Annotated in this window: 21 protein-coding genes; 1 reads left to right on the plus strand and 20 read right to left on the minus strand. The window is 40.0% G+C overall.

The features are described 5' to 3' along the window. The 10 genes from lpxK to NXG62_RS07030 form a co-directional block, all read right to left on the minus strand. Entirely contained in the window at positions 1-1140 is a 1140-nt protein-coding gene (lpxK, locus tag NXG62_RS06985) for a tetraacyldisaccharide 4'-kinase (RefSeq protein WP_427114216.1), read from the minus strand. 6 nt (positions 1141-1146) lie between these two features. Beyond that, the gene (locus tag NXG62_RS06990; protein WP_427111758.1) at positions 1147-2475 is read right to left on the minus strand and encodes a 3-deoxy-D-manno-octulosonic acid transferase; all 1329 of its coding nucleotides are present in this window, start codon (positions 2473-2475) and stop codon (positions 1147-1149) included. A gap of 3 nt (positions 2476-2478) precedes the next feature. Then, positions 2479-4230, minus strand: a complete 1752-nt coding sequence (locus tag NXG62_RS06995; protein ID WP_427111759.1) for an ABC transporter ATP-binding protein — start codon at positions 4228-4230, stop codon at positions 2479-2481. After that, on the minus strand, positions 4227-5369 hold the full coding sequence (gene lpxB, locus NXG62_RS07000) for a lipid-A-disaccharide synthase (RefSeq protein ID WP_427111760.1): 1143 nt from the start codon (positions 5367-5369) through the stop codon (positions 4227-4229). The genes NXG62_RS06995 and lpxB overlap by 4 nt, the downstream gene beginning before the upstream one ends. A gap of 12 nt (positions 5370-5381) precedes the next feature. Further along, the gene (locus NXG62_RS07005; RefSeq protein ID WP_427111761.1) at positions 5382-6197 is read right to left on the minus strand and encodes an LpxI family protein; all 816 of its coding nucleotides are present in this window, start codon (positions 6195-6197) and stop codon (positions 5382-5384) included. 154 nt (positions 6198-6351) lie between these two features. Beyond that, positions 6352-7164 (minus strand): acyl-ACP--UDP-N-acetylglucosamine O-acyltransferase, encoded by an 813-nt coding sequence (gene lpxA / locus NXG62_RS07010; RefSeq protein ID WP_427111762.1) that lies wholly within the window; start codon positions 7162-7164, stop codon positions 6352-6354. Between the two features lie 212 nt (positions 7165-7376). Next, positions 7377-7826: a 3-hydroxyacyl-ACP dehydratase FabZ gene (gene fabZ, locus NXG62_RS07015; protein ID WP_427111763.1), complete on the minus strand. Its 450-nt coding sequence runs from the start codon at positions 7824-7826 to the stop codon at positions 7377-7379. 12 nt (positions 7827-7838) lie between these two features. Then, positions 7839-8675 (minus strand): UDP-3-O-acyl-N-acetylglucosamine deacetylase, encoded by an 837-nt coding sequence (gene lpxC / locus NXG62_RS07020; protein ID WP_427111764.1) that lies wholly within the window; start codon positions 8673-8675, stop codon positions 7839-7841. Between the two features lie 319 nt (positions 8676-8994). Continuing rightward, positions 8995-10428 (minus strand): argininosuccinate lyase, encoded by a 1434-nt coding sequence (gene argH / locus NXG62_RS07025; protein ID WP_427111765.1) that lies wholly within the window; start codon positions 10426-10428, stop codon positions 8995-8997. A gap of 12 nt (positions 10429-10440) precedes the next feature. Then, complete coding sequence (locus NXG62_RS07030; RefSeq protein WP_427111766.1) at positions 10441-11673, minus strand: argininosuccinate synthase; 1233 nt, start codon at positions 11671-11673, stop codon at positions 10441-10443. Between the two features lie 186 nt (positions 11674-11859). Here NXG62_RS07030 and NXG62_RS07035 point away from each other — a divergent pair, with 186 nt between their 5' ends. Then, positions 11860-12645, plus strand: coding sequence for a transglycosylase domain-containing protein (locus NXG62_RS07035; protein ID WP_427111767.1), 786 nt, complete (start codon positions 11860-11862; stop codon positions 12643-12645). 65 nt (positions 12646-12710) lie between these two features. Here NXG62_RS07035 and NXG62_RS07040 read toward each other — a convergent pair whose 3' ends face one another. The 10 genes from NXG62_RS07040 to NXG62_RS07085 all read right to left on the minus strand — a co-directional run bounded on the left by NXG62_RS07040 (position 12711) and on the right by NXG62_RS07085 (position 24558). Beyond that, complete coding sequence (locus NXG62_RS07040; RefSeq protein ID WP_427111768.1) at positions 12711-13349, minus strand: redox-sensing transcriptional repressor Rex; 639 nt, start codon at positions 13347-13349, stop codon at positions 12711-12713. Positions 13350-13435: 86 nt separating this feature from the next. After that, positions 13436-14704, minus strand: a complete 1269-nt coding sequence (locus NXG62_RS07045; protein WP_427111769.1) for an O-antigen ligase family protein — start codon at positions 14702-14704, stop codon at positions 13436-13438. 57 nt (positions 14705-14761) lie between these two features. Continuing rightward, positions 14762-16072, minus strand: coding sequence for a bifunctional folylpolyglutamate synthase/dihydrofolate synthase (locus NXG62_RS07050; RefSeq protein ID WP_427111770.1), 1311 nt, complete (start codon positions 16070-16072; stop codon positions 14762-14764). Between the two features lie 17 nt (positions 16073-16089). After that, the gene (locus NXG62_RS07055) at positions 16090-18750 is read right to left on the minus strand and encodes a valine--tRNA ligase (RefSeq protein ID WP_427111771.1); all 2661 of its coding nucleotides are present in this window, start codon (positions 18748-18750) and stop codon (positions 16090-16092) included. 441 nt (positions 18751-19191) lie between these two features. Next, positions 19192-20019 carry an NAD(+) diphosphatase gene (gene nudC / locus NXG62_RS07060; protein ID WP_322351578.1) on the minus strand — a complete coding sequence of 276 codons (828 nt, stop codon included), beginning with the start codon at positions 20017-20019 and terminating at the stop codon, positions 19192-19194. 64 nt (positions 20020-20083) lie between these two features. Next, the gene (gene thrB / locus NXG62_RS07065) at positions 20084-20995 is read right to left on the minus strand and encodes a homoserine kinase (protein WP_427111772.1); all 912 of its coding nucleotides are present in this window, start codon (positions 20993-20995) and stop codon (positions 20084-20086) included. Between the two features lie 5 nt (positions 20996-21000). Further along, positions 21001-22296, minus strand: coding sequence for a homoserine dehydrogenase (locus tag NXG62_RS07070; protein WP_427111773.1), 1296 nt, complete (start codon positions 22294-22296; stop codon positions 21001-21003). 9 nt (positions 22297-22305) lie between these two features. Next, positions 22306-22755: an ACT domain-containing protein gene (locus NXG62_RS07075; RefSeq protein ID WP_427111774.1), complete on the minus strand. Its 450-nt coding sequence runs from the start codon at positions 22753-22755 to the stop codon at positions 22306-22308. Further along, positions 22752-23681 carry an NAD-dependent epimerase/dehydratase family protein gene (locus NXG62_RS07080; protein WP_427111775.1) on the minus strand — a complete coding sequence of 310 codons (930 nt, stop codon included), beginning with the start codon at positions 23679-23681 and terminating at the stop codon, positions 22752-22754. Before NXG62_RS07080 ends, NXG62_RS07075 begins: the two co-directional genes overlap by 4 nt. A gap of 28 nt (positions 23682-23709) precedes the next feature. Beyond that, positions 23710-24558: a ChbG/HpnK family deacetylase gene (locus NXG62_RS07085; protein ID WP_427111776.1), complete on the minus strand. Its 849-nt coding sequence runs from the start codon at positions 24556-24558 to the stop codon at positions 23710-23712. Positions 24559-24563 lie beyond the last annotated feature (5 nt).

Here is a 24563-nt window from a genome sequence, read left to right on the forward strand (position 1 = left end):
TTATCCTCCCAATACATTATGTAAAATTGTATATAACAAATCTTGTCCTTTTGTAATTTCAATTTCTATTCCCAGTACATATAAGGGAGATTTATACTGGTTCAAGAAGTGCTCCGGTATTTTTACTGCATCTTTTTCGGTAGTAATCAGGATAGCTCCCAAGCTCTTGGCTTTTACCGTCATACGTTCAATATCTGCAGCAGTATATTGATGATGGTCATCAAATCGAAGGGTATCGACCAATTCATACCCAAATTCTTTTACCGTACGTTCAAAAGAAGCCGGATTGCCTAATGCCGATACAGCAATTCCTTTGCGTCCCTTGCCATGCACATAATTCTTGTAATCCTCCCGGTTAGCACAACTCCAGCTCAGAAAGGGGACACACCAGCGGGCTTGATGAACTGCCTCAATAATAGGCGCCTGAGTATTATAACGGCGCAGTGTTTGATAAATATCCTCAATTGTATCGGAATCTCGTTGATCCGTTTTAGTAATTATAAACAGCCCAGCCCGGTTTAAATGCTCTAATGGTTCCCGCAGAATTCCCCGCGGCAGCAAATATCCGTTGCCGAAAGGATTGGTCGCATCAATCAAGACAATATCCAGATCGCGAATCAGCGGCCAATGTTGAAAGGCATCATCTAATATAAGGACTTCAGCACCATACCGTTCAATGGCCATGCGGCCAGAGGTCGTACGTTCTCTTCCCACAAGAACCGGAACTCCCGGCAAACTGCGAGCCATGAGACAGGCTTCATCTCCGCCTTCGGCCGCCGACAATAGCAGTTGTGTACCATCAGACATAATAGCCGTCTGATGTTCTGCCCGAGAACGATACCCACGATTCAGCAGTGCTACTCGGTATCCTTGTCCCTGAATAATACGGGCCAACATGCAAGCTGTCGGAGTTTTTCCCGTTCCACCAATAGTAATATTACCTAATCCAATGACAACAGCAGGCAACTTTTCCTGTTTTCGCTTTCCGCCGGCAAATGCTTTATATTTAATTTCAACACCTTTTCCATATAACTTAGATATTCCCTCTAATACGGCAAGGACCGCACGATCTCTTCTTGTGTGCGGGACATTTTGCATCAAAAAGGAAAAATATGCCGCAGTTTTACTGCGAAACGACATAACTCTTCATCTCCGCATCTGTATTTCGTCCAATAGCTTTTGCAATTCCGTCAGATTTTTTTCCGTAGCTCCTTGATTTTCCATTACAACTTCGATACAGCTGCGTTTCATTTTTTCTGCCCGGGACGTATCTGTTAATATATCCATGCAGGTTTCGATAAATTCTTTTTCACTTTTGACCATGACACAAGCCCCACGCTTACTAAGCAATTCAAAAATTTCTTCAAAATTAAACATGTAGGGTCCTACTATTATTGGTTTGCCATGAGCCGCCGGTTCCAAAATATTATGACCGCCTATTTTTGCTAAACTGCCGCCGACAAAGATCAAGTCGCCGACGCTATATACACGGCCCAATTCACCAATCGTATCAAGAATAACTCCATCATACTGTGCAGGTATAGTTTTTTTAGCCTGCATATCGCTGCGCTTCACCATACTAATCTGATGCGTGGCTCCTTCTTCGCAAATTAAATCTGCTTGATAAATATACCGGGGTGCGATAATTAACCGGGCACGAGGAAACCGTTTTTTAATTTCACCAAACGCATTATATACTGTACCATTTTCTCCTTTATGCGTACTGCCGGCAATAATAATCGGGTATGTTCCATCTTCAAAGCCTAGTTCATGAAGGAATTCTTTTTTTTCTGTTTCTGTCACAATGCCATATGTCTGATCATATTTTGTATTTCCCGTGATGATAACCTTGGTAGGGTCTGCCCCAATGCTGATAATATACCCTGCATCAATGTGACTCTGCATACAAAAAACGCGAATGGAAGACAACACCCGTTTCGTAAAAAAACTAATCATCCGATAGCGAATGGCACTGCGCTGGCTGATACGGCCATTCATCATCATCACAGGAATATGCTTTCTTTCAGCAATACGTAAAAAATTTGGCCATATTTCTGTTTCTACCAATAAAATAATTTTAGGTTTTACTATATTTAAAATGCGGTTCGTAAAATACGGTAAATCCAGAGGAAAAAACAAAATTCCGTCTGCACCTTCAATAATTTGATGTGCCATACGAAATCCTGTCGCAGTTACTACAGAAACAATAAGTACCTCATCTGGATATTTTTTACGCATCTCTCTTATAATGGGACTAGCTGCTACAATTTCTCCTACAGAAGCAGCATGAAGCCAGATAGCATGGCGGTTAGATATTTTTTCTTTTAAATCATCCGGCAGATATCCAATACTTTGCTTAATGCGCTGATAAAATCCTTCCTCTTTGATAAGGCGGTATACCAGTATGGGAAATAGTGTTGCCCAATACATGACCAGCAAAATATTATATAACCAATATATAGGATTAATTCTCATAGTTTAGCCTTTCAATTCTCCATTAAATTGTACTGCATATAAGTTTGCATATAATCCTTTTTTTGCAAGAAGTTGTTCATGCGTTCCCACTTCGGCGATTCTTCCTTTATCAATCACAACGATCTTGTCGGCATTGCGAACCGTACTAAGCCGATGTGCAATAACCACTGCGGTACGTCCTTTCATGAGACGATCCAGAGCTGCCTGTACAATCTTTTCACTTTCTGTATCCAGCGCAGATGTTGCTTCATCCAAAATAAGAATACGCGGATTTTTCAAAATGGCTCGGGCAATAGCAATGCGCTGCCGCTGTCCTCCGGATAAAGAATTCCCCCGGTCTCCGACTACTGTGTTATATCCATCCGGTAATTGCCGGATAAATTCATCCGCATTTGCCGCCTTAGCTGCTAATATGACTTCTTCTTCTGTCGCATCTAAACGGCCATACAAAATATTTTCCATAACAGACGCATTAAAAAGCATCGTTTCCTGAGGAACAAGTCCAATTTGGCGGCGTAACGACGAAAACGTAACATTACGAATATCAATGCCGTCAATAGTCAAACTCCCTCGTTCCACATCATAAAAACGAGGCAAAAGATTAGCAACTGTAGATTTCCCGGCTCCGCTAGGACCTACAAGTGCTACAACTTGTCCAGGATTTATAGTCAAATTAAAATTTTGCAATGCTGCATGCTCACTGTCATAAGAGAAATATACATTGTCAAATTCAACATGTCCTTGTACCTGTGGCAGTTCAACGGCATTTATGCTTTCTTCTACATCGGGTTTCGTATCAAGTGTTTCAAATACACGATCTGCAGCACCAAGGGATTTTTGAACATTGCCATAAATATCACTGATTCGGCGCACCGGATTAGCCAAATTAATGGCATAAATCAAGAAAGCAATAAGAGCCCCTGCCGTCATATCCCCGTTAATAACACTTATACCGCCATACCAAATAATTCCGGTCACAGCCACAGCCGCAAAAAATTCCACAAATGGAGTCAACATACTTGTAAGTTTTGTCGTCTTCATGACAGCCTGAAAATTGTAGTCGTTTTGTGTAATAAATTTTTTTATTTCATATTCCTCGCGATTAAAAGAGCGAATAATTCGAATTCCAGAAATAGCTTCCTGAAGCAAGGCGGTAATATCAGCAATCTTTCCTTGTACCTCATGCCCTGCTTGACGCAGCCGTGCTCCAAAGAAGTGAATGGTCAAAAGCACTAACGGCACAATAATAAGTGTCAATAAAGTCAAGCGCCAATTTAAATACACCATAGAGACCAATGACCCTACCAATATAACAACTTCTTGAACAAAGGAAACCAGGTTTCCTGCAATTGCAGTTTGCAGTGCTGTAACATCATTCGTTAAGTTGCTCATAATGATGCCCGTCTTATTACGATCATAATACGATAAAGATAGTCTCTGCAAATGACGATATAGTTTTTCCCGAATATCAATAACAATTTTTTGTCCCACATAGCTCATAAGATAGCTTTGTCCAAAAAAGAAAACGCCTCGCAAGACAAAAAGAACCAAAATCCCTATAACAATAAGGTTCAATGTATAAACATCTTTATTGGCTAATACTTTATCAATAACATCCTTAATCAGCCACGGTACAATAACATTGCTCAGGCCGGAAAAAGCCATGCACACTACAGATATAATCAAACGTGATACATATGGTTTAATAAAGATCAATAATCTTTTGTAGCTTTCATAGCTACTATATTCTCTCATAAACGGCCTTTCTCCTTAGCAAAATTTATAATGGTTCCGGCGATACGCTCAACCGCACCGGGTTGTCCCATAGCACTACGCACGGATAGCATATCGCTGCGCATTTGTTGTTCCCGCTTTTTATCCTGCAACACTTGCAGCAGTTGTTCCGCTATATGAAGCGGAGTAACTTCGTCTTGCCATAATTCCGGCATTATTTCCCTTCCGGAAATGATATTGGGTAATCCAATATGTTTGATATGAACCAGAAATTTAGACAATGTATACGTCAAGGAAGATACTCGGTAAATCAATATCGTCGGCAATCCCATCAGTGCCGTCTCCAAAGTTGCCGTTCCCGATGCCGCCACCGCTACCGTACTGATATTCATCATATCATATATATGATCATCGGCAATAACAGCAGAAACACCTGCGGCTTGCGTCGCTTGTTCGAGCAGACTGCAGTCAATTGTCGAAGCACGCGGTATGATAAATTGAACATTTCTGGCATATTGTCTGATAATTTTTGCAGCGCTAAGCATATCAGGCAGCAATCCTTTAACCTCCTGCAGCCGACTTCCCGGCATAAACAAAATCGTTTGTTTTTCCGGATCCAGGCCAAAATAACGATACGCTTTCTCTTTTGTCATATCAGCATGAACTACATCCATCAGCGGATGTCCGGCATAAATAACGTTTGTTCCTATCTTGCGATACAATGCTTCTTCAAAAGGAAACATAGACACGGCCAAATCAGCATACTGTGCTATTACCTTTCCCCGGCTCTTATGCCAGGCCCAAATCGTCGGCAAAATATAATAAACGACAGGAATACCCGCTGCTTTTGCCTTCTTTATAAGGCGCATATTAAACCCGGGGTAGTCAATACACACCAGTAAATCCGGTTTTTCTTCCAGCATTTTTTGAAACAAAAAATCGCGAAGCCGAAAAAAGAACGGGATTTTCTTTAGAATTTCCCCTATGCCTATAAATCCCAGATTTTTTATATCATATAAAATCCGTACGCCTGCAGCAGCCATCTGAGAGCCACCCATGCCAATCAATTCTACTTCAGGATCAATTTTTATCATAGCTTTGGCCAAATTTGCGCCATGCATATCACCGGAAGCTTCTCCGGCAGAAAACATGATTTTCATAAAAGCTCCTTATCAATACGTTTCATCTACGGCACAAATACAAATACGGTTCTTATCTGCTAAAGATATAACCGCCTGCTGCTCCACAAAAAGCGTATGGCCAGCTTCAATAGCCAGTACTGTACAATTGCTTTTCATCATGTTCTGCAAGGTATCCATACCAATGGCCGGAACATCAAAACGAACATCTTGATTTGGTTTTGCTACCTTGACAACAACGGCATTTCCTCTTCCCAGAGTCCCGCCCCTGCGAATACAAGAATCAGTCCCTTCAATCGCCTCAACGGCCATGACTGCTTTATTCTTTACAACGACAGTTTGGCCAATATCCAGCCCGCCAATCGCCTTTGCTGCTGCAAAGCCAAAACGAATATCATCATTTTCTTTTTCTGTAGGTTTTCGCTGCGTCAATACTCCTACAGAAGGCATCAGCGGTTTTAGATAAGTAGTTTGATCAACTACCTCCAAGCCATCCTTTGCCAGTTCTTCTACAATAGCCAGCATAATCGTATCATCTTTACGATTACGCAATCGTGCCAGCAGCTTAATTGCCCGCAAGTCAGGGAATGTAAGGCCTTTAAAAAGAATTTCCTTAGTTACCTTGCCAATCATGGTAATATGGGTAACCCCTTCTTTTTTCATAGTACGGATTACTTTATCCAATTTAGCCACATTAATAGTATAGTACACGTCTGCTTCCAATGCTAATTCCGGTGCCGGTTCATCCACGACAGCAATAACAATCACTTCATGTCCTGTCTGTTTAGCAGCACGCACAAATTCTACAGGCAAATTGCCAACACCAGCAAGCAATCCTACTTTTTCCATATATACCACCCTTGTGAAGTCTAGTAATGTATCTTATTTATTATATCAAAAAAATATATACTCTGTCAGCAAAAGGAAAGGCTTTTTCTACAAAAGTTCCGACAAACAAAAAAAGGCTGGCAAGACACTGCTCACCTGCCCTTTCTATAATTCATCACTCTTTTGTGCCGCGACAAATACCTCGTTCTGCATTGCGGAGAAAGCGAAGAAAATGTTCCACTTCTTCTGAGCTGTCTAATTCCTGTTCCATTTCAGCAATTGCTTGTCCCAAATTTAAACCAGAGCGATATAAAATACGAAATGCTTTTTTCAGTTCACTGCGAATATTTTCCGGTATTCCTGCTCTAGATAACCCAACACTATTCAACCCTATACAACGTGCCGGTTGTCCATCAGCAATAACAAAAGGCGGAATATCCTGCACGACCTTTGCCAGTCCGCCGATCATGCTGTTGCGTCCTACTTTGACAAATTGATGTACTCCGGCAATCCCGCCGATTACAACACGATCTTCAATCGTTACATGTCCGGCAAGCCCCGCGCAATTACTCATAATAACATAATTACCGACATCACAATTATGGGCAATATGCGTACAAGCTTGAAACAAGCAATGGGATCCAATACTTGTCACATCTTCTTCACCTGTTGCCCTGCTTACCGTTACAAATTCACGAAAAACAGAATAATCACCAATCGTTACATAGCTTTTTTCGCCATTAAATTTCAAATCCTGTGGTTCAGAACCAATAGACGCACTGGGGAAGAATCGACAATATTTTCCTATTGTAGTCCATCCGTCAATGACAACATGTGCCATAACTTCCGTTCCTTCTCCAATCTCCACATTAGGGCCGATAACGGCGTAAGGCCCTATTTTAACACCTGGCCCAATTTTCGCATGTGGATCTATAATAGCCGTTGGATGTATCATGCTTTTCTGCATGTCTCCTTTTTCCTCGGTCATTAAAGTCACTCCTCGCTATCCTTTCAAGATTTTCCAATCTGAAGGGAGCTTAAAAATTTTTTAACTTATTATATAATATACTCTAAATATACTCTTTTTCATAAGGGCAGAATATAACTGCTAAAAACAAATGTTTTAGCAGTGTTATATTAATATATCTTATTTTTTCGTTATTTTTCTTATCTTTTATACTAATTACTTAATATTATAACTTATTTCTGTTTTGCATCTTGCGAGGGCATGAGTGCAAACATATATTCTCCTTCTGCACATAGTGTGTCACCTACGTGTGATTGTGCCTTGACTTTCCCCATACGTCCCTTAATTTTTTCAATATCGGCACGCATAACAACGGTATCTCCCGGACGAACAGGATGACGAAACCGCAGTTTATCGATACCTGTAAAAAATGGAACAAGTCCACGATTTTCTTCTGGATAAAGCAGCGCGACTCCGCCTACTTGCGCCATCGCTTCAGCTAGCAACACGCCTGGCATGACCGGCTGTCCTGGAAAATGTCCTTGAAAAAACAATTCATTAAATGTTGCATTTTTAATACCTACAGCATATTTCATCGGTTCTAATTCGATAATACGATCCACAAGCAGCATCGGATAGCGATGCGGCAAAATTTTCATAATATCGGTTACATTCAAAATCATAATAATTCCTCCCTAATCAACTTCTTTAAAAATCTCATTAGCTAAGCGATTATTTAATTTATGGCTGGATTTAACAGCAATAATATGCCCTTTGATTGGTTTTCCAATCAACGCCATATCTCCTACGATATCCAACACTTTATGACGAACTAATTCGTCATAAAAACGCAATGTCGATAAGCAGGTATGCTCATCATAAACAACAACATTTTCAATAGTTCCGCCTTTGCCTAACCCTAATTTTTTTAACATTTCAAACTCTTGTGTAAAAGCAATCGTTCGAGCCGGAGCAACATCTTGTATATATTGCTGCTTATCCGCAATTTCGGTATCCATAAATTGGACACCTAATAAAGGGTGAGGATTAATAGAGGTAAAGGTAATACGAAATCCATCATAGGGGATGATAGCTATGAACTTATCCTGATCTTGAACAATATGCTGTTTTTTAACAGTAAGAACGCAACGAGGCGCATCTAATGATACTGTACCAACCTGTTCTATTAAATGAACAAAAGTCAGACTACTGCCATCGGCAACCGGGGGTTCCACCGAATTCATTTCCACGATACAATTATCTATCTGCAATCCCTGCAAAGCGGACAACAAATGTTCAACAGTAAAAACCTTCGCTTCCCCGTTTTCAAGTGTTGTTGCCCTCATTGTATTGGTTACATTGGATAACCGTGCCGGTACCGAGGGATGTCCCGGTAAATCTGTACGGACAAAAATAATTCCTGTATCAGCCGGCGCTGGGCGCAGTACCATGTGGACTTCATTTGCAGCATGCAAGCCAATTCCATTGTAAGAAATTGAATCAGCTAACGTAGTTTGAGCCACATTTAACATTAATTACGCCACTCCTTTCTTTCATATTTATAAATTAACTTTTATCTATATGATTTTATTATACATTATTACTGCAGTAATTGACAAATATAACTTCAAATCACCTGTTAACTACGCAGAATAATCATTATTCAGAAAAATATGCTATTCGCAAAGCGAAATTATCTATTTATTACTTTTTATATTTAAAATACACGTTATTCTTAGTTTTATTTCTATATGAATTTCTATTGCCGCAGTATAGGTCTTCCCTACACAATAACACAAATAACACTACTGCCAAAAATACAGTAGTGTTATTTAACTCCATTTCGGTTAATTATTTAACCAACTCATATACAGAAGCAACAATCACATTCCACTGCCCGATATGCTTCTTTTCATTATTGATTACTTCATATCCTGCAGCACATTGTCTCGCAACAGACGACGGGGCTGTCCCGTTATATGTTTGCCGCTGCGATACACAAGTTTCAATATCAAGGTAGTGGTGTATGTCTTCAGCAAACAAATCAGACATACTCTGCAATTCCGGCAACGTCAATTGCTGCAGTACTTTTCCCTGCTGTAAACAGTACTGTACAGCTTTACCGACGACAGCGTGCGCTTCTCTGAAGGGCAATCCTTTTTTAGCCAGATAGTCCGCCATATCCGTTGCATTGGAAAAATCACTTTCCAAGACCTCCCGCATATGCCGGTCATTCACTTTCATACAATCAATCATCGCTGTATAAATCGTAAGAGCAAATTTCAGCGTATCGATAACATCGAACAACCCTTCCTTATCCTCCTGCATATCTTTATCATAGGCCATGGGAATTCCTTTCATCATTGTAAGAATTCCCATTAAATGTCCATAAACACGCCCTGTTTTTCCGCGAACAAGTTCACAAATATCAGGATTTTTTTTCTGTGGCATAATAGAGGAACCCGTACAATGGGCATCATCCAATTCAATAAATTTAAATTCTGAGGAAGACCAAAGAATAAATTCCTCTGATAACCGGCTTAGGTGCATCATTAAATTAGCCGCAAATTCAAGAAAAGATATAATGTAATCCCTGTCGCTTACAGCATCCATGCTATTATCATATAATGTTGAGAAACTAAGCAACTCTGCTACATAAGGCTGATCAAGAGGATACGTTGTCCCCGCTAAAGCGCCCGCTCCCAATGGCATGATATCCGTTATATCCCAAACATAAGAAAGGTGTTTAAAATCACGGGAAAACATAGAGAAATAGGCCATCAAGTGGTGACTAAAAAGAACTGGCTGTGCACGCTGCATATGCGTATACCCTGGCATAATCGTATCACTATATTTTTCTGCCGCTTTGACAATGGCTCCTTGCAGATTTGCAAGAAGTGCAGCCACCGAAGCAATTTCTCTACGAACATACATATGCGTATCTAACGCTACCTGATCATTACGGCTGCGTCCAGTATGAAGTCTTCCACCAGCTTCGCCGATAGCATCTGTTAAACGCTTTTCTACATTCATATGAATATCTTCTAATTCAATAGAAAACTCAAATTCGCCTTTTTCTATCTGTTCATATATATTTTTCAAGCCAGCAACAATTCGCTTTTTATCCAAATCAGATATAATACCCTGTTTTGCAAGCATTGTTGCATGAGCAATACTGCCGCAGATATCTTCTGCGTACATGCGGCAATCAAATTGAATCGAAGAATTAAATTCTTCTACGTTTCTATCAGTAGCTTTTGTAAAACGACCACCCCATAATTTCATTGTGTTCGCTCCTTATTTTTCTGCTTTTTCCACGTGCTGTTTCATCATGGCACGCATTTTGAGCGGTAAACCAAAAAGATTGATAAAACCTTCCGCATCTTTCTGATTATATACCTCATCCTCACCAAATGTTACAAATTCTTCACTATATAAAGAATACGGCGATTGAGAACCGGCACTTATAATATTTCCTTTATACAATTTCAAACCGACTGTACCTGTAACTGTTTTCTGTGTTTCATCAACAAAAGCTGCCAATGCTTCACGTAAAGGAGAGAACCACATGCCATCATATACAAGTTCGGCATACTTATTGGCAACAAGTTCTTTATAATGCATCGTCGCTCTATCAAGACAGAGGTATTCCAATTCTCTATGAGCGTACATAATAATGGCTCCGCCTGGATTTTCATAAATACCGCGGCTTTTCATACCAACCAAACGATTTTCAACAAGATCTACGATACCGATCCCATTTTCAGCCCCCATTGCATTCAGCGCTTCCATAAGTTCAACAGTTTCCATTTTTTTACCATTCAGAGCAACGGGAATTCCCTGTTCAAATGTAAGCTCAATGTTAGTCGGCGTATCCGGTGCTTTTTCTGGCGGTGTCGTCACCATATATACCATATCTTTCGGCGCATTCGCCGGATTTTCCAAATCAGCCCCTTCATGACTTAAATGCCAAATATTCCAATCCATGCTGTACGGATACGGTTCGCCCTCCGTTTGATGGGCAATCGGAACATTATGTGCTGCCGCAAATTCCAAAGCATCTTCACGTGATTTAATAGACCACATACGCCACGGCGCAATCAGTTTAATTTCCGGTGCCAGTGCCTTTACCGTTAACTCAAAGCGGACCTGGTCATTTCCTTTTCCCGTCGCACCATGAGCAATAGCGTCTGCATTTTCCTTTTTGGCTATTTCAACTAATTTTTTAGAAATAAGAGGACGCGCAAAAGAGGTCCCCAAAAGGTATTTCCCCTCATATACACAACCTGCCTTTACAACAGGCCAAACATATTCTTCCAAAAACTCCTTCTTGACATCCATCACATATACGTTAGAAGCCCCGGATTTATATGCCTTTTCTTCAATAGCCTTAAAATCATCCGGCTGTCCTAAATCAGCGCAAACAGCGATTACTTCACAACCTTTATAGTTTTCCTTTAACCAGGGAATAATGACAGATGTATCTAATCCACCAGAATAAGCTAAGACTATCTTTTTAATATCACTCATTGCTAATTCCTCCTCAACATGCTCACAATTAATTTTATATTTGTAATTTAGTATACACGTTGATGCAATATTATGCAAGTATTTTGTATAAAACAATTTTTATTCCTACGTTATATATTACAGCTGGAAAGCCTCTGTTTTCATGCACAGCGAAATATGATACAATAACTCATAATAGGAGGTTTTATGAAAAAGAAATATATTTTTATATTTTTAATTGCTTTCTTCGCCTGTGCCGGATGGAATATACTATATGACACACCGAAAATCAATACACACATTCCTGTCGTCTCTTCCCATGTACAAAAAAGTACTTTACCGGAACCTATAACTACCCTGCAGGAAAACCTGTATTCTTACATACATTTTCGTACCGCTTTAGATGATAAAATTAAAAAGATTCCTATATACACCTCTCTTTCCGTAATACCAAAATCACTGCAACAGGCGGTCATTGCAACGGAAGATCGCCGTTTTTACGAGCATGGCCCCATTGATCCAATTGGCATTATTCGAGCTATGCTGGTCAATTTTACTTCTGGTGAAACCGTAGAAGGCGGCAGCACGATCAGCCAGCAAGTTGTAAAAAATAATTTTCTGACACCAGAACGGACCTTGACTCGAAAATCTCAAGAATTGATTTTATCAATTCTCCTTGAAAGGAATTATACAAAGGACGAAATTTTGGAATTATATTTAAATACCGCTTATTTTGGCTCTAACTCATATGGCATTCATGACGCCTGTCTGCGATATTTTGATATCAAACCAGACAATTTATCCTTAGGACAATCGACCATGTTAGCCGGGTTATTACAAGCTCCCACGTATTATAATCCGCTGGAAAATTACAAAGCGGCAAAAGAACGGCAAAAAACCGTACTAGCATTAATGTCCGATCAAGGATTTATTACCCCTGCGGAAGCAACGGCAGCCTACCGAGAAAATTTACATCTGAAAAAAAATAAATGAGGGCAGGACATCCACTTATAGATGTCTTATCCTCATTTTTATTAATAAAAACAGAAAAAGTATTATTATTCTTCCGGTTTATTTGTTAAATAGTATGAAATACGGCTCAACCCAATGGATAGGTCTTCACGAAATACAAAAATATGATCTGGCACATTAAGCCGCAGCGGAGCAAACGATAATATACCCTTAATGCCTGCATTTACCATTTGGTCAGCAACTTGCTGTGCAACAGAAGCCGGCGTAGTAATAATTCCAATCTGAATACCCTCTTTACGAATTACGTTATCCATCTCAGAAATAGGAGTAACAATGACTCCCCCCACATTCTGTCCAATAATACGATGATCCACATCAAACAAGCCGGTCGTACGGAATCCCAAACGGCCAAATGTTTTATAATTGGCTAACGCCCATCCTAAATGCCCAATTCCTGCAATACCTACTTTCCAATGCTGCTGTAAGCCAATAATTTCAACAATCTGCTGGCATAATTCACCAACATAATATCCTACACCCTTTTTACCAAAAGCTCCAAAACAGGTTAAATCTTTGCGAATTTGTTCCGGTGTAATACCAAGGCGTTCTCCTAATTTTTCTGAAGATATAATGTCAATTCCAGCATCCTGCAGTAATAATAAATCCCGATAATATAGGGGTAGTCTTTCTATAACTGCATCAGATATCACTTTCTTCTGTTTCATGGAAAACTCCTTTCCATCTCTATCCTGTAGACAATGTCAAAATAATATTATATTGTTCAACCATTCACAATTATTATTATTATATATCATTGTGAATTATTTATCAAACTTTTTTTCATTTTTTTTTGCATTTCTATATAAGTATTGGAAAATAATCCACATAAAAACCATAAAGTTAGTGATATTTGAGTACTAAACAAATCATAATCACTGATTCCGCTAACGGCAAGCGCTGCAATAACGGATGCTGCTCCCATAGCAATACAGCAATCAAAGGTGTCACGATTTTCTTTTAAGACACGCAATCCATACCAAGCCGTCCCAAAAAAGAACCACATATAAAAGAAAAATCCAACAATACCCGTTTCCGCCATAATATTAAAATACATGTTATGGGCATGATAAATAGTGATTCCTGCTTCTTGAATCAATTCATTGTACAATGGATATACGTATTTATATGCCCCCCAGCCAACGCCTAAAATAGGATGATCACAAATCATGTAAAAAGTACTTTCCCACATATCAAGACGCATAATAACCGAAGTATCTTCACTATTAGAAAAAACCGACAAAAGACGATTAACCACTTCACCATGATAAAAAGCCAACACCACAGGAACAATCAGAAACAGCAGCCAAATTCTTTTGTCCCATACCAGTCCAAAGAAAAAGACCAAAGCAAATACACTGACCCAGCCGCCGCGGGAGTAAGTCAAGATAAGACAAAGCGTAAATAAAACGAACAGAACGCCATATATAATACGATGTACATTGTGCCGTGTCCACAGCGACAAAGATGCGGTAATTCCCATAACCATGAGCAGATATGCCGATAAAAGATTGGGGTTATATAAGGTTGAATACATACGCCGCTGCAACAAAGGAAATGCGTCCGCATCCACCCATTCTGCATTATGAAGCCCCAGCATAGTAGCGTATTGATATAATCCATAGACAGCAACACATACCGCTCCTGCCAAAAAGCAATATAATAAAATACGACGTTCTCTTTCTCCTCGAATAAAAGAAACAATCATATTATATATTAAAAAGTATTGTACCACTGTAAAAAAATAAAAAGCAACACCGTATAAGGCTTTTGGGGAACCTGCCAACGATATAAAAGCGGTTACAGAAAAAGCTGCTGCCGGCCAAAATAATGGCATATGCCGCCAAATATGCATGTCATATTTCCACGTATAATAAGCCGACATGAAGACAGCCGTAATAAAACAGGCTTCCAATGCAAAAATGTTAAGCGGTAAAAAAAAAGCAGTCCCGAAAAGAGCATATACGATGCGCATCCGCAATGCTTCGCTGGGACTGCCCGCTATAAAAGTCTTAGGATTCATAGCAATCCTCCTTTGGCTTTATTATAGCGTAAAAATGATTAAATTGTCCATGTGTTTTTATATCTGACAAAGACCGTATCGAGTACGCAGATATCGGCGAACTCTCCCCTGGATATATAATGATCCAATAATGCACACTACTTGATTATCCTTTACAGAAGAAAACACTTCATTCAATCCATCTTCAATGGATTCCGTCCAATCTGCCCTACAAGGAAGAATAGCTGCTATTTCTTTTGGATCGGCGGTTCGCGGCGTGGGAGCCGGAGCACAAATAACATAATCATCCTGATAAAATAATTTTTGTACCATCTGCGTATAATCTTTATCTGCTAAAACAGAAAATAAAAATACTCTTTTGCGATTTGCAAAAACTTCTTCATAGGTTTTGCAGAAAGTATCAATACCAGCAGGGTTATGTGCTCCATCAATAACAACATCGACTTCGCCCGCTTTAAGAATTTGAAAACGCCCGGGCCATCGAACATTGGCTATGCCTCGCTGCAAAGCAGTGCATGTCAGGCGCTTATCATGGCGCGCGATAAGAAGCAATGCCATAATAGAGGCTGCACTATTCATCCGTTGATGCTGCCCCATAAGAGGAAGAGAGGCAGTAATAGAATATCCGAATTTTTCCTGAACCGTAACGACTTGTTCTCCCCATTTTTTTCCTTTACTGCCTTCATTCACAATGTCAAAACTATAGCCAGCAGCATATAACCGGCTATGTTTTTCGTATGCCGTTTTTGCAATAATCGATAATGCCGGTTGCTGCGCAGTTGTTACAACAGGTACTCCTTCTTTAATTATCCCGGCTTTCTGTACAGCAATTTCTTCAATCGTATTCCCGCAATATTTCATGTGATCCATAGACACATTGGTAATGACAGAAACAACTGGGACAATCACGTTTGTAGAATCGAGAAGACCACCAAGACCCACTTCAATAACAGCATATTCTACTTTTTCTTTAGCAAAATACCAAAAAGCAGCAGCTGTAATCATTTCAAATTCTGTTGGCCGCTCTAACCCTTCGGCCGCCATACATTCCACAACGTGTGATACTTTTCCTACCGCTTCGGTAAAGGCTTCTCTGCTGATATCATTATCATCAAGATGTATACGTTCCGTATATTCTTCCAAATGTGGAGAAGTATACCGCCCCGTACGAATCCCCGCTTCTGTTAAAACACTGGCAATCATTGCCGTAACGGAACCTTTCCCATTTGTTCCCGTTACATGGATCGTTTTATAAGCATTCTGAGGATTTCCCAACCGTTCCAGCAATTTACGGATACGTTCCAGACCTAGTTGTACCCCAAATACACTGGCATGCTCTAAATAGTATACTGCTTCATTGTATGTCATAGTGATATACCTCTATCTTACAACGCATCTAAGTCTTCCATGCGCTTAGCCAACGCTGTTGCTTTTTCAGAATAGTCAGCCAGCTTAGCTTTTTCCTTTTCAATAACTGCAGCAGGAGCTTTAGATAAAAAGCCTTGATTAGATAATTTCTTTTCCAGCCGTTCAATATCCTCTGCTATCTTACCTTGTTCCTTGCGAACACGTGCTGTTTCTTTTTCAACATCAATAAGATCCTTCAGCTGAAGATATACTTCAATACCCGGAACGACAGAGACAACTGCATTTTCCGGCTTAGCATCCATCGGATCAAGCAAAGTTACCTTATCGGCAAACGCCAATGTATGAAAATACGACTCATATTCTCTCAATGTAACGGCCATCGCTTTATCTGCAGGAATCATAATGACCGGTGCTTTTTTACCCATGGGAACATTGGATTCGGCGCGCATATTGCGAATACCTTTAATGGCTTCCATAAGGGTGTTCATTGTCGCTGCATCAGAAGCAAAATTCCATTTTTCCTGCACATGCGGCCACGGAGCTACAATGATGCTATCTCCTTCGTGGGGTATATGCTGCCATAAGTGTTCTGTCACAAATGGCATGAAGGGATGAAGTAATTCCAGCGTATGTGCAAGAACATAGACCAAAACATACCGTACGGTGCGCTTGCTCCGCTTATCGTCTGATTTATACAAGCGCTGCTTCGCTAATTCAATATACCAATCACAATAAGAATTCCAAATAAAATTATATACGGCATCGGCCGCATCACCCAATTCAAATGTATCTAAATTAGTCGTTACGCGCCGAACAGTATCATTGAAAAAAGTAAGTATCCAGCGATCAGCCAATGTCAAGTCTGCTATTGAGGGAGTAAAGTCTGCATCATAATCTTCTAAATTCATAATAACAAATTTTGTTGCATTCCAAATTTTATTGGCAAAGTTACGGTTTGCTTCTACTTTTTCCATATAAAAACGCATATCGTTGCCCGGAGTGTTCCCCGTAACAAGAGTAAACCGCAGCGCATCGGCCCCATATTCCTCACAAACACCTAATGGATCAATACCGTTGCCCAAAGACTTGCTCATCTTACGACCTTGACTGTCACGGACAAGACCATGTATAAACACATGTTTAAACGGAATATCCTTCATAAATTCACATGTCATAAACATCATGCGTGCAACCCAGAAGAAAATGATATCATATCCTGTCACCAGTACACTTGTCGGGAAAAACTGTTTTAAATCGGCTGTCTGATTTGGCCAACCCATAGTTGAAAAAGGCCACAGCGCTGAACTGAACCAAGTATCCAACACATCTGGATCTTGATGAATATGCATACTATGGCAATGCGGACATACTGTAATATCCGTACGGCTGACCGATGTTTTTCCACAATCATCACAGTACCATGCCGGAATTTGATGTCCCCACCAAAGCTGCCGGGAAACACACCAGTCATGAACATCTTCCAACCAATGGTTGTAGGTCTTAGCAAAGCGATCTGGCACAAATTCTGTTTTGCCATCTTTCACCGCTTTAAGAGCCGCTTCTGTAAGCGGTCCCATTTTAACAAACCATTGTTTAGTGGAAAACGGTTCGATTGTCGTCTTGCATCGAGAACAATGTCCTACTGCGTGTGTTAAATCTTCGATATGATCAAGTAATCCTAAAGACTGTAAATCAGCTACTACTACATTCCGGCATTCTTCACGAGTCATACCATTGTATTTAGCTCCTGCCTGTTCATTCATGGTTCCATCTAAATTCATAATCATAATAGATTCCAAATGATGGCGCTGCCCCATATCAAAATCATTCGGATCATGTGCCGGTGTGATTTTAACAGCGCCAGTCCCAAATTCAAGATCAACATAATCGTCGGCAATAATATCTACTTCACGATTTACCAGCGGAACAATAACTTTTTTTCCTATATACTTTTTGAAACGCGGATCATTCGGATTTACAGCAACCGCCGTATCCCCCATAATGGTTTCAGGCCGAGTCGTTGCAATCATGACATAATCCGTTTCTCCAGCAATGGGATATTTTACATACCACAAATGTCCCTGGACATCCGAATGATCTACTTCAATATCACTTAAAGCCGTATGGCAATGCGGACACCAATTTGTAATACGCTGTCCTTGATAAATCAATCCCTTTTCATAAAGAGACACAAAAACTTCCCGAACCGCCTTAGCACACGTATCATCCATTGTGAACCTTTTACGGCTCCAGTCACAGGAAGACCCCAATCGACGCACTTGTTTTTCAATACGGTTCCCATATTGTTCTTTCCACTGCCAAACCCGTTTTAAAAATTCTTCACGGCCAATATCATACCGTGTTTTTCCTTCTTCAGCTAATTGCTGTTCTACTTTGACTTGGGTTGCAATTCCAGCATGATCCGTACCAGGCAGCCACATCACATTAAATCCTTCCATACGCTTAAAGCGGATAAGTATATCTTGGAGCGTATTATCTAATGCATGTCCCATATGAAGCTGTCCTGTTACATTAGGCGGCGGCATGACAATACTGAACGGTGGTTTACCTGCCTCCGGCTCTTGGTGAAAAAAACCATTATTTTCCCAATACCCATACCATTTCATTTCAATCTCATTGGGTGCATAAGAACCCAGTTCTTCCTTATTCCATTGCATATTCGTTTCTCCTCCTCAATCCCACAACAACTATTTATTGTTTTTTTACTATTACAAAGTTTCACTGGTGTATTTAAACTTAGCCGCTAAAGAACTAGCAATTGACTGACATATCGCAACTAAATAAAAAATGTTCCCTCATCCTAAACTAACAGTTAGGACGAAAGAACATCATAGCTTCCGCGGTACCACCTAATTTGCTACAATAAAAATCATAGCCTCTTCATCATACAGATAACGGTTGTCCCGGGCAGATCTTTCCCTCCGCCGGCTCATGGGTGACCCTCTGTTCACTCCTACAAGGCCCTTGCACCCATCGAGCCTCTCTCTGCAGATGGAGAAAAAAAACAGATTCTTCCATTCATTGCCTTTCATTGTAGCCTATCATAACAAGTTTCACTTATATTGTCAAATACATTTTCAAAACACAAATTTACTAATTTACGCTTTTCCTTCTTTAAATAACATCATCATTTCCATAGTAAGACTAACTTTTTCCTCATCATCAGGCAAATCGTTACGATCCAGCCATTGTGCAGTAGACAGCTCTTGATAATCAATATGAAGTTCATCACTGCCGGCAACATCACAAAAAAAACCAAATAAAAGCGTATCCGTAAAAGACCATGGCTGACTTTTATAAAACGTCAGATTTTGAACCTTAATACCAACTTCTTCCATAACCTCACGATGTACGGTCTCTTCAATTGTTTCACCAATTTCAGCAAACCCCGCCAATAAAGCAAATCGTTTATAATCACGGCCGGCATATTTTGATACCAGAAGCTTGTCACCGTTGCGCACACCCACAATAACAGCAGGGCAAATCGTGGGGTAGGACGTAGTATGACAAGTATCACAATATACCATTCGTTCTGCTTCACTATACTGCATCGGTTTACCGCAGCCGCCGCAGAAAATATGATTTTGATACCAGTTGTGCAAAGATAATCCCGTAACTCCGGCAAAAGATAAATACCGAGGATGAGCGGCACGTAAATAATTAACAGGAACATATGTATATCCAGCCATCATTATGGTTTCACGTGTTAAAAAATACGCAATGTCATCAATCGTAAAAAGCCAGATGAGATGTTCTTGCTTTTTCATTTCCGGCGATAATTGAGAAAATAAAGGATACGAAAAAGCATCTCCTTGTTCCCGCAAAAGAATATCTCGATTAAAATAAGACAAAATAACGCTGTCGTCCTTCGCCGGACCGGGATGATATGTATTAGAATAAATATGAGAACCAATCTGCTGTATCATAGTCTCCCTTTCATGCAATGCTCCCAAACCCGCTGGAGTTTCGAGAGTATAGTATATTATATAGTTATAAAATTACAGCACCTTTATTGCAGCAGTTCAACACATAGCCCTTTGAAGCTAATCCATTGTGTTCAAAAGACTGTACCATGGCTTCCAATACCCGTTTGCCATCATCTGTCACAAATGCTATCAAGGTGGAACCAGAGCCGCTGATAGTAGCACCTTTGGCCCCAGCATCCATAGCCGCCTGTAAAACAGCTTCACCATGCGGTATAAGCTGAATACGATACGGTACATGGAGTTTATCCTCCAGTCCTAAGGCCAAATGATCATATTTCTTAGCCAAAATAGAAGTAACCAAAAAACTGACACGGCTGACATTAAACACAGCATGGCTGTAATCAATGACTTGAGGCAGGACTTGCCGGGCGTCATGAGTAGATACCTCCACATCAGGACTAACAACAACAAAAGACAAATCATTTCCAATAGGTAACGAATTAGTAATGGTATATGTTTCATTCATAACCGAAGCACATAATCCTCCATACAAAGCAGGTGCAACATTATCCGGATGTCCCTCCATCTTCGCCGCAATAATCAGCATGTCCGACTTGGACAACTTTGCTTTAAGCAAGGCATCGGCCAATACAATGCCCCCCACAATAGCTGCCGAACTGCTTCCCAATCCACGTGCCGGCGGAATGCGGTTCACTAACGTCAACGTACCACCTGGCAGACTTTTCCCCACTGTATCTGCAACAATCTGCATCGCTTGACAAACCATATTTTCAGAAAACACTGTAGGAATAGACTCTTTCCCCAGTCCTTCCACTACAATTTTCATATTGTTGTATTCAGGCTGAACGGAAAAATATATATCATTAAATAATGTAAGCGCTATTCCCAGCGCATCAAAGCCTGATCCCACATTCGCTGATGTAGCTGGAATTTGCACATGAAATTGTTCAATCATCTGTATCATACCTCTACTACGCGAATGGCACTGGCTACTTTGCGAACACAGTCCAGCGATTCTACTTTTTTCAATGCCTTCTTTACAAGCCCGTTTGGTGAACTATCTATCAAAATAACGATTTCAGCAATTTCTTTCGTTTCATCTTTTTGAATTAATGACCGGATGCTTATATTACTTTCCGCAAAAATCCCCGAAATACTGGATAAAACACCTGGTGCATTATCTACAATCATACGCAGATAATAAGGAGACATGATTCGGGATGTACTATACAACTTTTTATCTTCTCGCCACAGATACCGTCGTTTTCCCGTTATCTGGTTATTAAAGTGAGTAATAACATTCATAACATCGCTGACTACCGCACTAGCTGTCGGGAGAGAACCTGCTCCCTGGCCATAAAACATAACGTCACCAACACAATTTCCATGTACAAAAATAGCATTATTAGCTCCACCCACACTAGCCAATGGATGATTTTTCTGCAAAAATGCAGGATACACGCTCATGGAAATCCCCTTATTGGTTTGTTTGGCAACTGCCAGCATTTTGATAACATACCCCATTTCTGTAGCATGTTGAATATCTGCCTGCGTTACTTTTTCAATGCCCTCTACAGACACTTCCTTAAATGTAAGTTCCGAATGAAAGCCTAACGTCGCCAGAATCGCAATTTTACGAGCAGCATCAAAGCCCCCCACATCATTGGTCGGATCCGCTTCCGCAAATCCTAGCTCCTGCGCTTCCGTCAATGCCGCTTCATAAGACATGCCCCGCTGTGTCATATTGGTTAAGATAAAATTCGTAGTCCCGTTCAAAATTCCTGTCATCTCTTCAATCGCATTGCTATTTAACGACGAATACATAGGACGAACAATAGGAATCCCTCCCGCTACACTCGCTTCAAATTGAAAATCAACATTATGCTTTTGTGATAACTTCAATAGAGGAATCCCATAATCAGCAATCAAATCCTTATTCGCACTAACAACGCTTTTCCCTTTTAAAAAACAACTTTCTATGCAATTTTTCGCAAAATCTGCGCTGCCCATAACTTCAACAACAATTTTAATTTCATCATCGCTAATAATATCTTCAAACTCAGTGGTAATAACAATGTTTTTCGGCAGCTTCATTTGCTTATATTTTTTAAAATCACGAACAAGTACCTTTTTAATCCTGATTTCCGTATCCAGCTGTTCTTCGATCAACGACTTATTCATAGCTAACAAGTCAATGACTCCTTTTCCAACAGTACCGCACCCCAACAGTGCAATTGAAACATTTTTCATCATCATCTCTCCCCTCTAGGCCTGTCCAATTATATTGACTTTGCTTACTCCAGATAACTTTTCCAATTTCTTAATCAGATTTTCAATTGTACACTTCATATCTTTTGTTTCCACAGATATGGCGACATTCGCCATTCCCTGCAGGGGAATCCCTTGATTAATCGTTAACACACTGCCATTATTAGACGCAATCGCGTTCAAAACTTGAGATAATGAACCAGGTTTATCAAAAATCATGATAGATAACGTAACAATTTTCCCCTGTGTCACATCGTAAAAAGGGAATACAAAATCTTTATATTTATAGTATGCACTGCGGCTCAAATCCATTTTCTTGACAGCCTCATTAATAGTTTTTGTTTGATGATGCTTTAAAATTTCCTTAACTTTTATAGTCTTTTTTATGGCCTCCGGCAAAATATCTTCCTGCACCAAATAAAATCTATGATTTGTATCTTTCTTCAATGCGATTCCTCCTCTTGAAAATATGCATAGGTTGCCATTAATCCCGGCATCAATTTAGTTTTTGGATGCCATTTTAACACTTCCATAGCTTTGCTGTTGTCTAAAGCCGAGCGGAAAATATCTCCTGTCCGCGCATCTTTATACGTTGTTTGAACTGTCATTCCGGCAAAATATACAAGAATTTCTTTTAATGCATTGATTGTCGTTTCAATTTTAGTACTGATATTATAAATACCGCAAGGCACATCTTCAGACATTGCAGCAATATTAGCCTTTGAAATATCCTTTACATAGACAAAATCGCGCGATTGTTCGCCATCACCATAAATAGTCAAGTCTTTCCCCTGAGCCAGTGCCTTGGAAAAAACAAAAACCACACCGCCTTCCCCATGACTGCCTTGCCGTTCTCCATATACATTGGAGTATCGTAATACAACATAGGGAAGGTTGAAATTTTCATAATACAACTGTAAATACCGTTCCGCTGTGATCTTCGTCAACCCATAAAAAGACATAGGCTTAAGTGCTTCATTTTCCTTAATGGGTACTTCTTGGTTATCACCATACACAGCTGCCGAAGAAGAAAAAATCACTTTCTTGATATGATGCAGTCGACAGTTTTCTAATACATTTAAAAGTCCTATGATATTCAATTCAGCATCTTCAACAGGATGGTCCATTGAATAGGGAACCATTGTCTGTGCTGCTTCATGGAAAACAATATCAAAGTGTCCTTGGTCAAATACAGCCGCCAATTTTTCCTTGTCAAGGATGTCAACATTGTGAAATTCCGCCTGATCATTTACATTTTTCATAGTGCCTGTACTCAAATTATCAACAATAGTAACATGATGGCCGGTCCATATCAGTTCATCCGTTAAATGAGATCCAATAAACCCGGCCCCGCCGGTTACTAATATATTCAATACACTCACTCCTTCATAATGGCTATCTTTAAGACAAGTCTCCATAGTTAATCAATGCAATATGTCGTTTCTTTAATAAATTGAAAATTTTTTCAGATACCAGTGCCTGATACTCATCCTCCCAATGATATCCCCAGTTAAATGTTCTTGCCAACGTGTTAGTATTAGCTCCAGGGTGCATCATTATTTCATGAATTCCAAAAGGCAGCTGCTTAATAATATACGCTAAATTGATCTCATTCATATTTCCACCATCGACCATACCCCAAAAATAATCTGACGTAGAATAAGACAAACGGTGTACGTCCCGCAACGCTCTTCGTGATAACCAGGTCAAGCCATTACGTCCCATAATCCGCATAGGGGGGGCATTAAACATTTTAAACGTATAGGCTTCCCTAGGTATGCGCAAGCGATGTAATTTATACTTTTTCATTAAAGACTGTACAATTTTCCAAACCGGTGGCAGTACATGCAGATGCTGGTGGCTATCTATATGCGTAATGTAAAGGTTAGCTGACAAAATTTTTGCTATTTGTGCATCCAATTCTTGGTATACTTGTCCATAATCGATTTTGCCTTCATACGCCTTTTTAATAAATTCCACATAGTTTTCCGGCAAAAGTCCTTTTTCATTCACCAAGGTTGGTACATCCTTTATGTCTAAAACAGTAGGTAATCCGCCAACGAGACATAAATGTATACCAATTCCTAATTTAGGACAACCCTGCGCTAGTTTTACTGCTTCTTCAAAAGCCGGTCCGGAAGCCAGCAAAGAGGTACTTGTCAAAATTCCCCTTTTATGGGCATCAATGACAGCCCGGTTCACTTCTGTATGAATGCCAAAATCATCAGCATTAATAATAAGTCTATTCATTCTAT

It is taken from the genome of Megasphaera sueciensis (assembly GCF_050219315.1).
Classification (GTDB): Bacteria; Bacillota; Negativicutes; order Veillonellales; family Megasphaeraceae; genus Megasphaera_A; species Megasphaera_A sueciensis.

Excerpts from the sequence above, each read along its gene's own strand:
- lpxK (WP_427114216.1), bottom strand. The coding sequence starts at position 1,140 with ATGTCGTTTCGCAGTAAAACTGCGGCATATTTTTCCTTTTTGATGCAA.
- lpxC (WP_427111764.1), bottom strand. The coding sequence starts at position 8,675 with ATGTTAAATGTGGCTCAAACTACGTTAGCTGATTCAATTTCTTACAAT.
- NXG62_RS06995 (WP_427111759.1), bottom strand. The coding sequence starts at position 4,230 with ATGAGAGAATATAGTAGCTATGAAAGCTACAAAAGATTATTGATCTTT.
- NXG62_RS07070 (WP_427111773.1), bottom strand. The coding sequence starts at position 22,296 with ATGATGATGAAAAATGTTTCAATTGCACTGTTGGGGTGCGGTACTGTT.
- lpxA (WP_427111762.1), bottom strand. The coding sequence starts at position 7,164 with ATGACCGAGGAAAAAGGAGACATGCAGAAAAGCATGATACATCCAACG.
- NXG62_RS07040 (WP_427111768.1), bottom strand. The coding sequence starts at position 13,349 with ATGAAACAGAAGAAAGTGATATCTGATGCAGTTATAGAAAGACTACCC.
- NXG62_RS07005 (WP_427111761.1), bottom strand. The coding sequence starts at position 6,197 with ATGGAAAAAGTAGGATTGCTTGCTGGTGTTGGCAATTTGCCTGTAGAA.
- NXG62_RS07035 (WP_427111767.1), top strand. The coding sequence starts at position 11,860 with ATGAAAAAGAAATATATTTTTATATTTTTAATTGCTTTCTTCGCCTGT.
- nudC (WP_322351578.1), bottom strand. The coding sequence starts at position 20,019 with ATGATACAGCAGATTGGTTCTCATATTTATTCTAATACATATCATCCC.
- NXG62_RS07045 (WP_427111769.1), bottom strand. The coding sequence starts at position 14,704 with ATGAATCCTAAGACTTTTATAGCGGGCAGTCCCAGCGAAGCATTGCGG.
- lpxB (WP_427111760.1), bottom strand. The coding sequence starts at position 5,369 with ATGAAAATCATGTTTTCTGCCGGAGAAGCTTCCGGTGATATGCATGGC.
- NXG62_RS07085 (WP_427111776.1), bottom strand. The coding sequence starts at position 24,558 with ATGAATAGACTTATTATTAATGCTGATGATTTTGGCATTCATACAGAA.
- argH (WP_427111765.1), bottom strand. The coding sequence starts at position 10,428 with ATGAAATTATGGGGTGGTCGTTTTACAAAAGCTACTGATAGAAACGTA.
- NXG62_RS07050 (WP_427111770.1), bottom strand. The coding sequence starts at position 16,072 with ATGACATACAATGAAGCAGTATACTATTTAGAGCATGCCAGTGTATTT.
- NXG62_RS07030 (WP_427111766.1), bottom strand. The coding sequence starts at position 11,673 with ATGAGTGATATTAAAAAGATAGTCTTAGCTTATTCTGGTGGATTAGAT.
- NXG62_RS07055 (WP_427111771.1), bottom strand. The coding sequence starts at position 18,750 with ATGCAATGGAATAAGGAAGAACTGGGTTCTTATGCACCCAATGAGATT.
- thrB (WP_427111772.1), bottom strand. The coding sequence starts at position 20,995 with ATGATTGAACAATTTCATGTGCAAATTCCAGCTACATCAGCGAATGTG.
- NXG62_RS06990 (WP_427111758.1), bottom strand. The coding sequence starts at position 2,475 with ATGAGAATTAATCCTATATATTGGTTATATAATATTTTGCTGGTCATG.
- fabZ (WP_427111763.1), bottom strand. The coding sequence starts at position 7,826 with ATGATTTTGAATGTAACCGATATTATGAAAATTTTGCCGCATCGCTAT.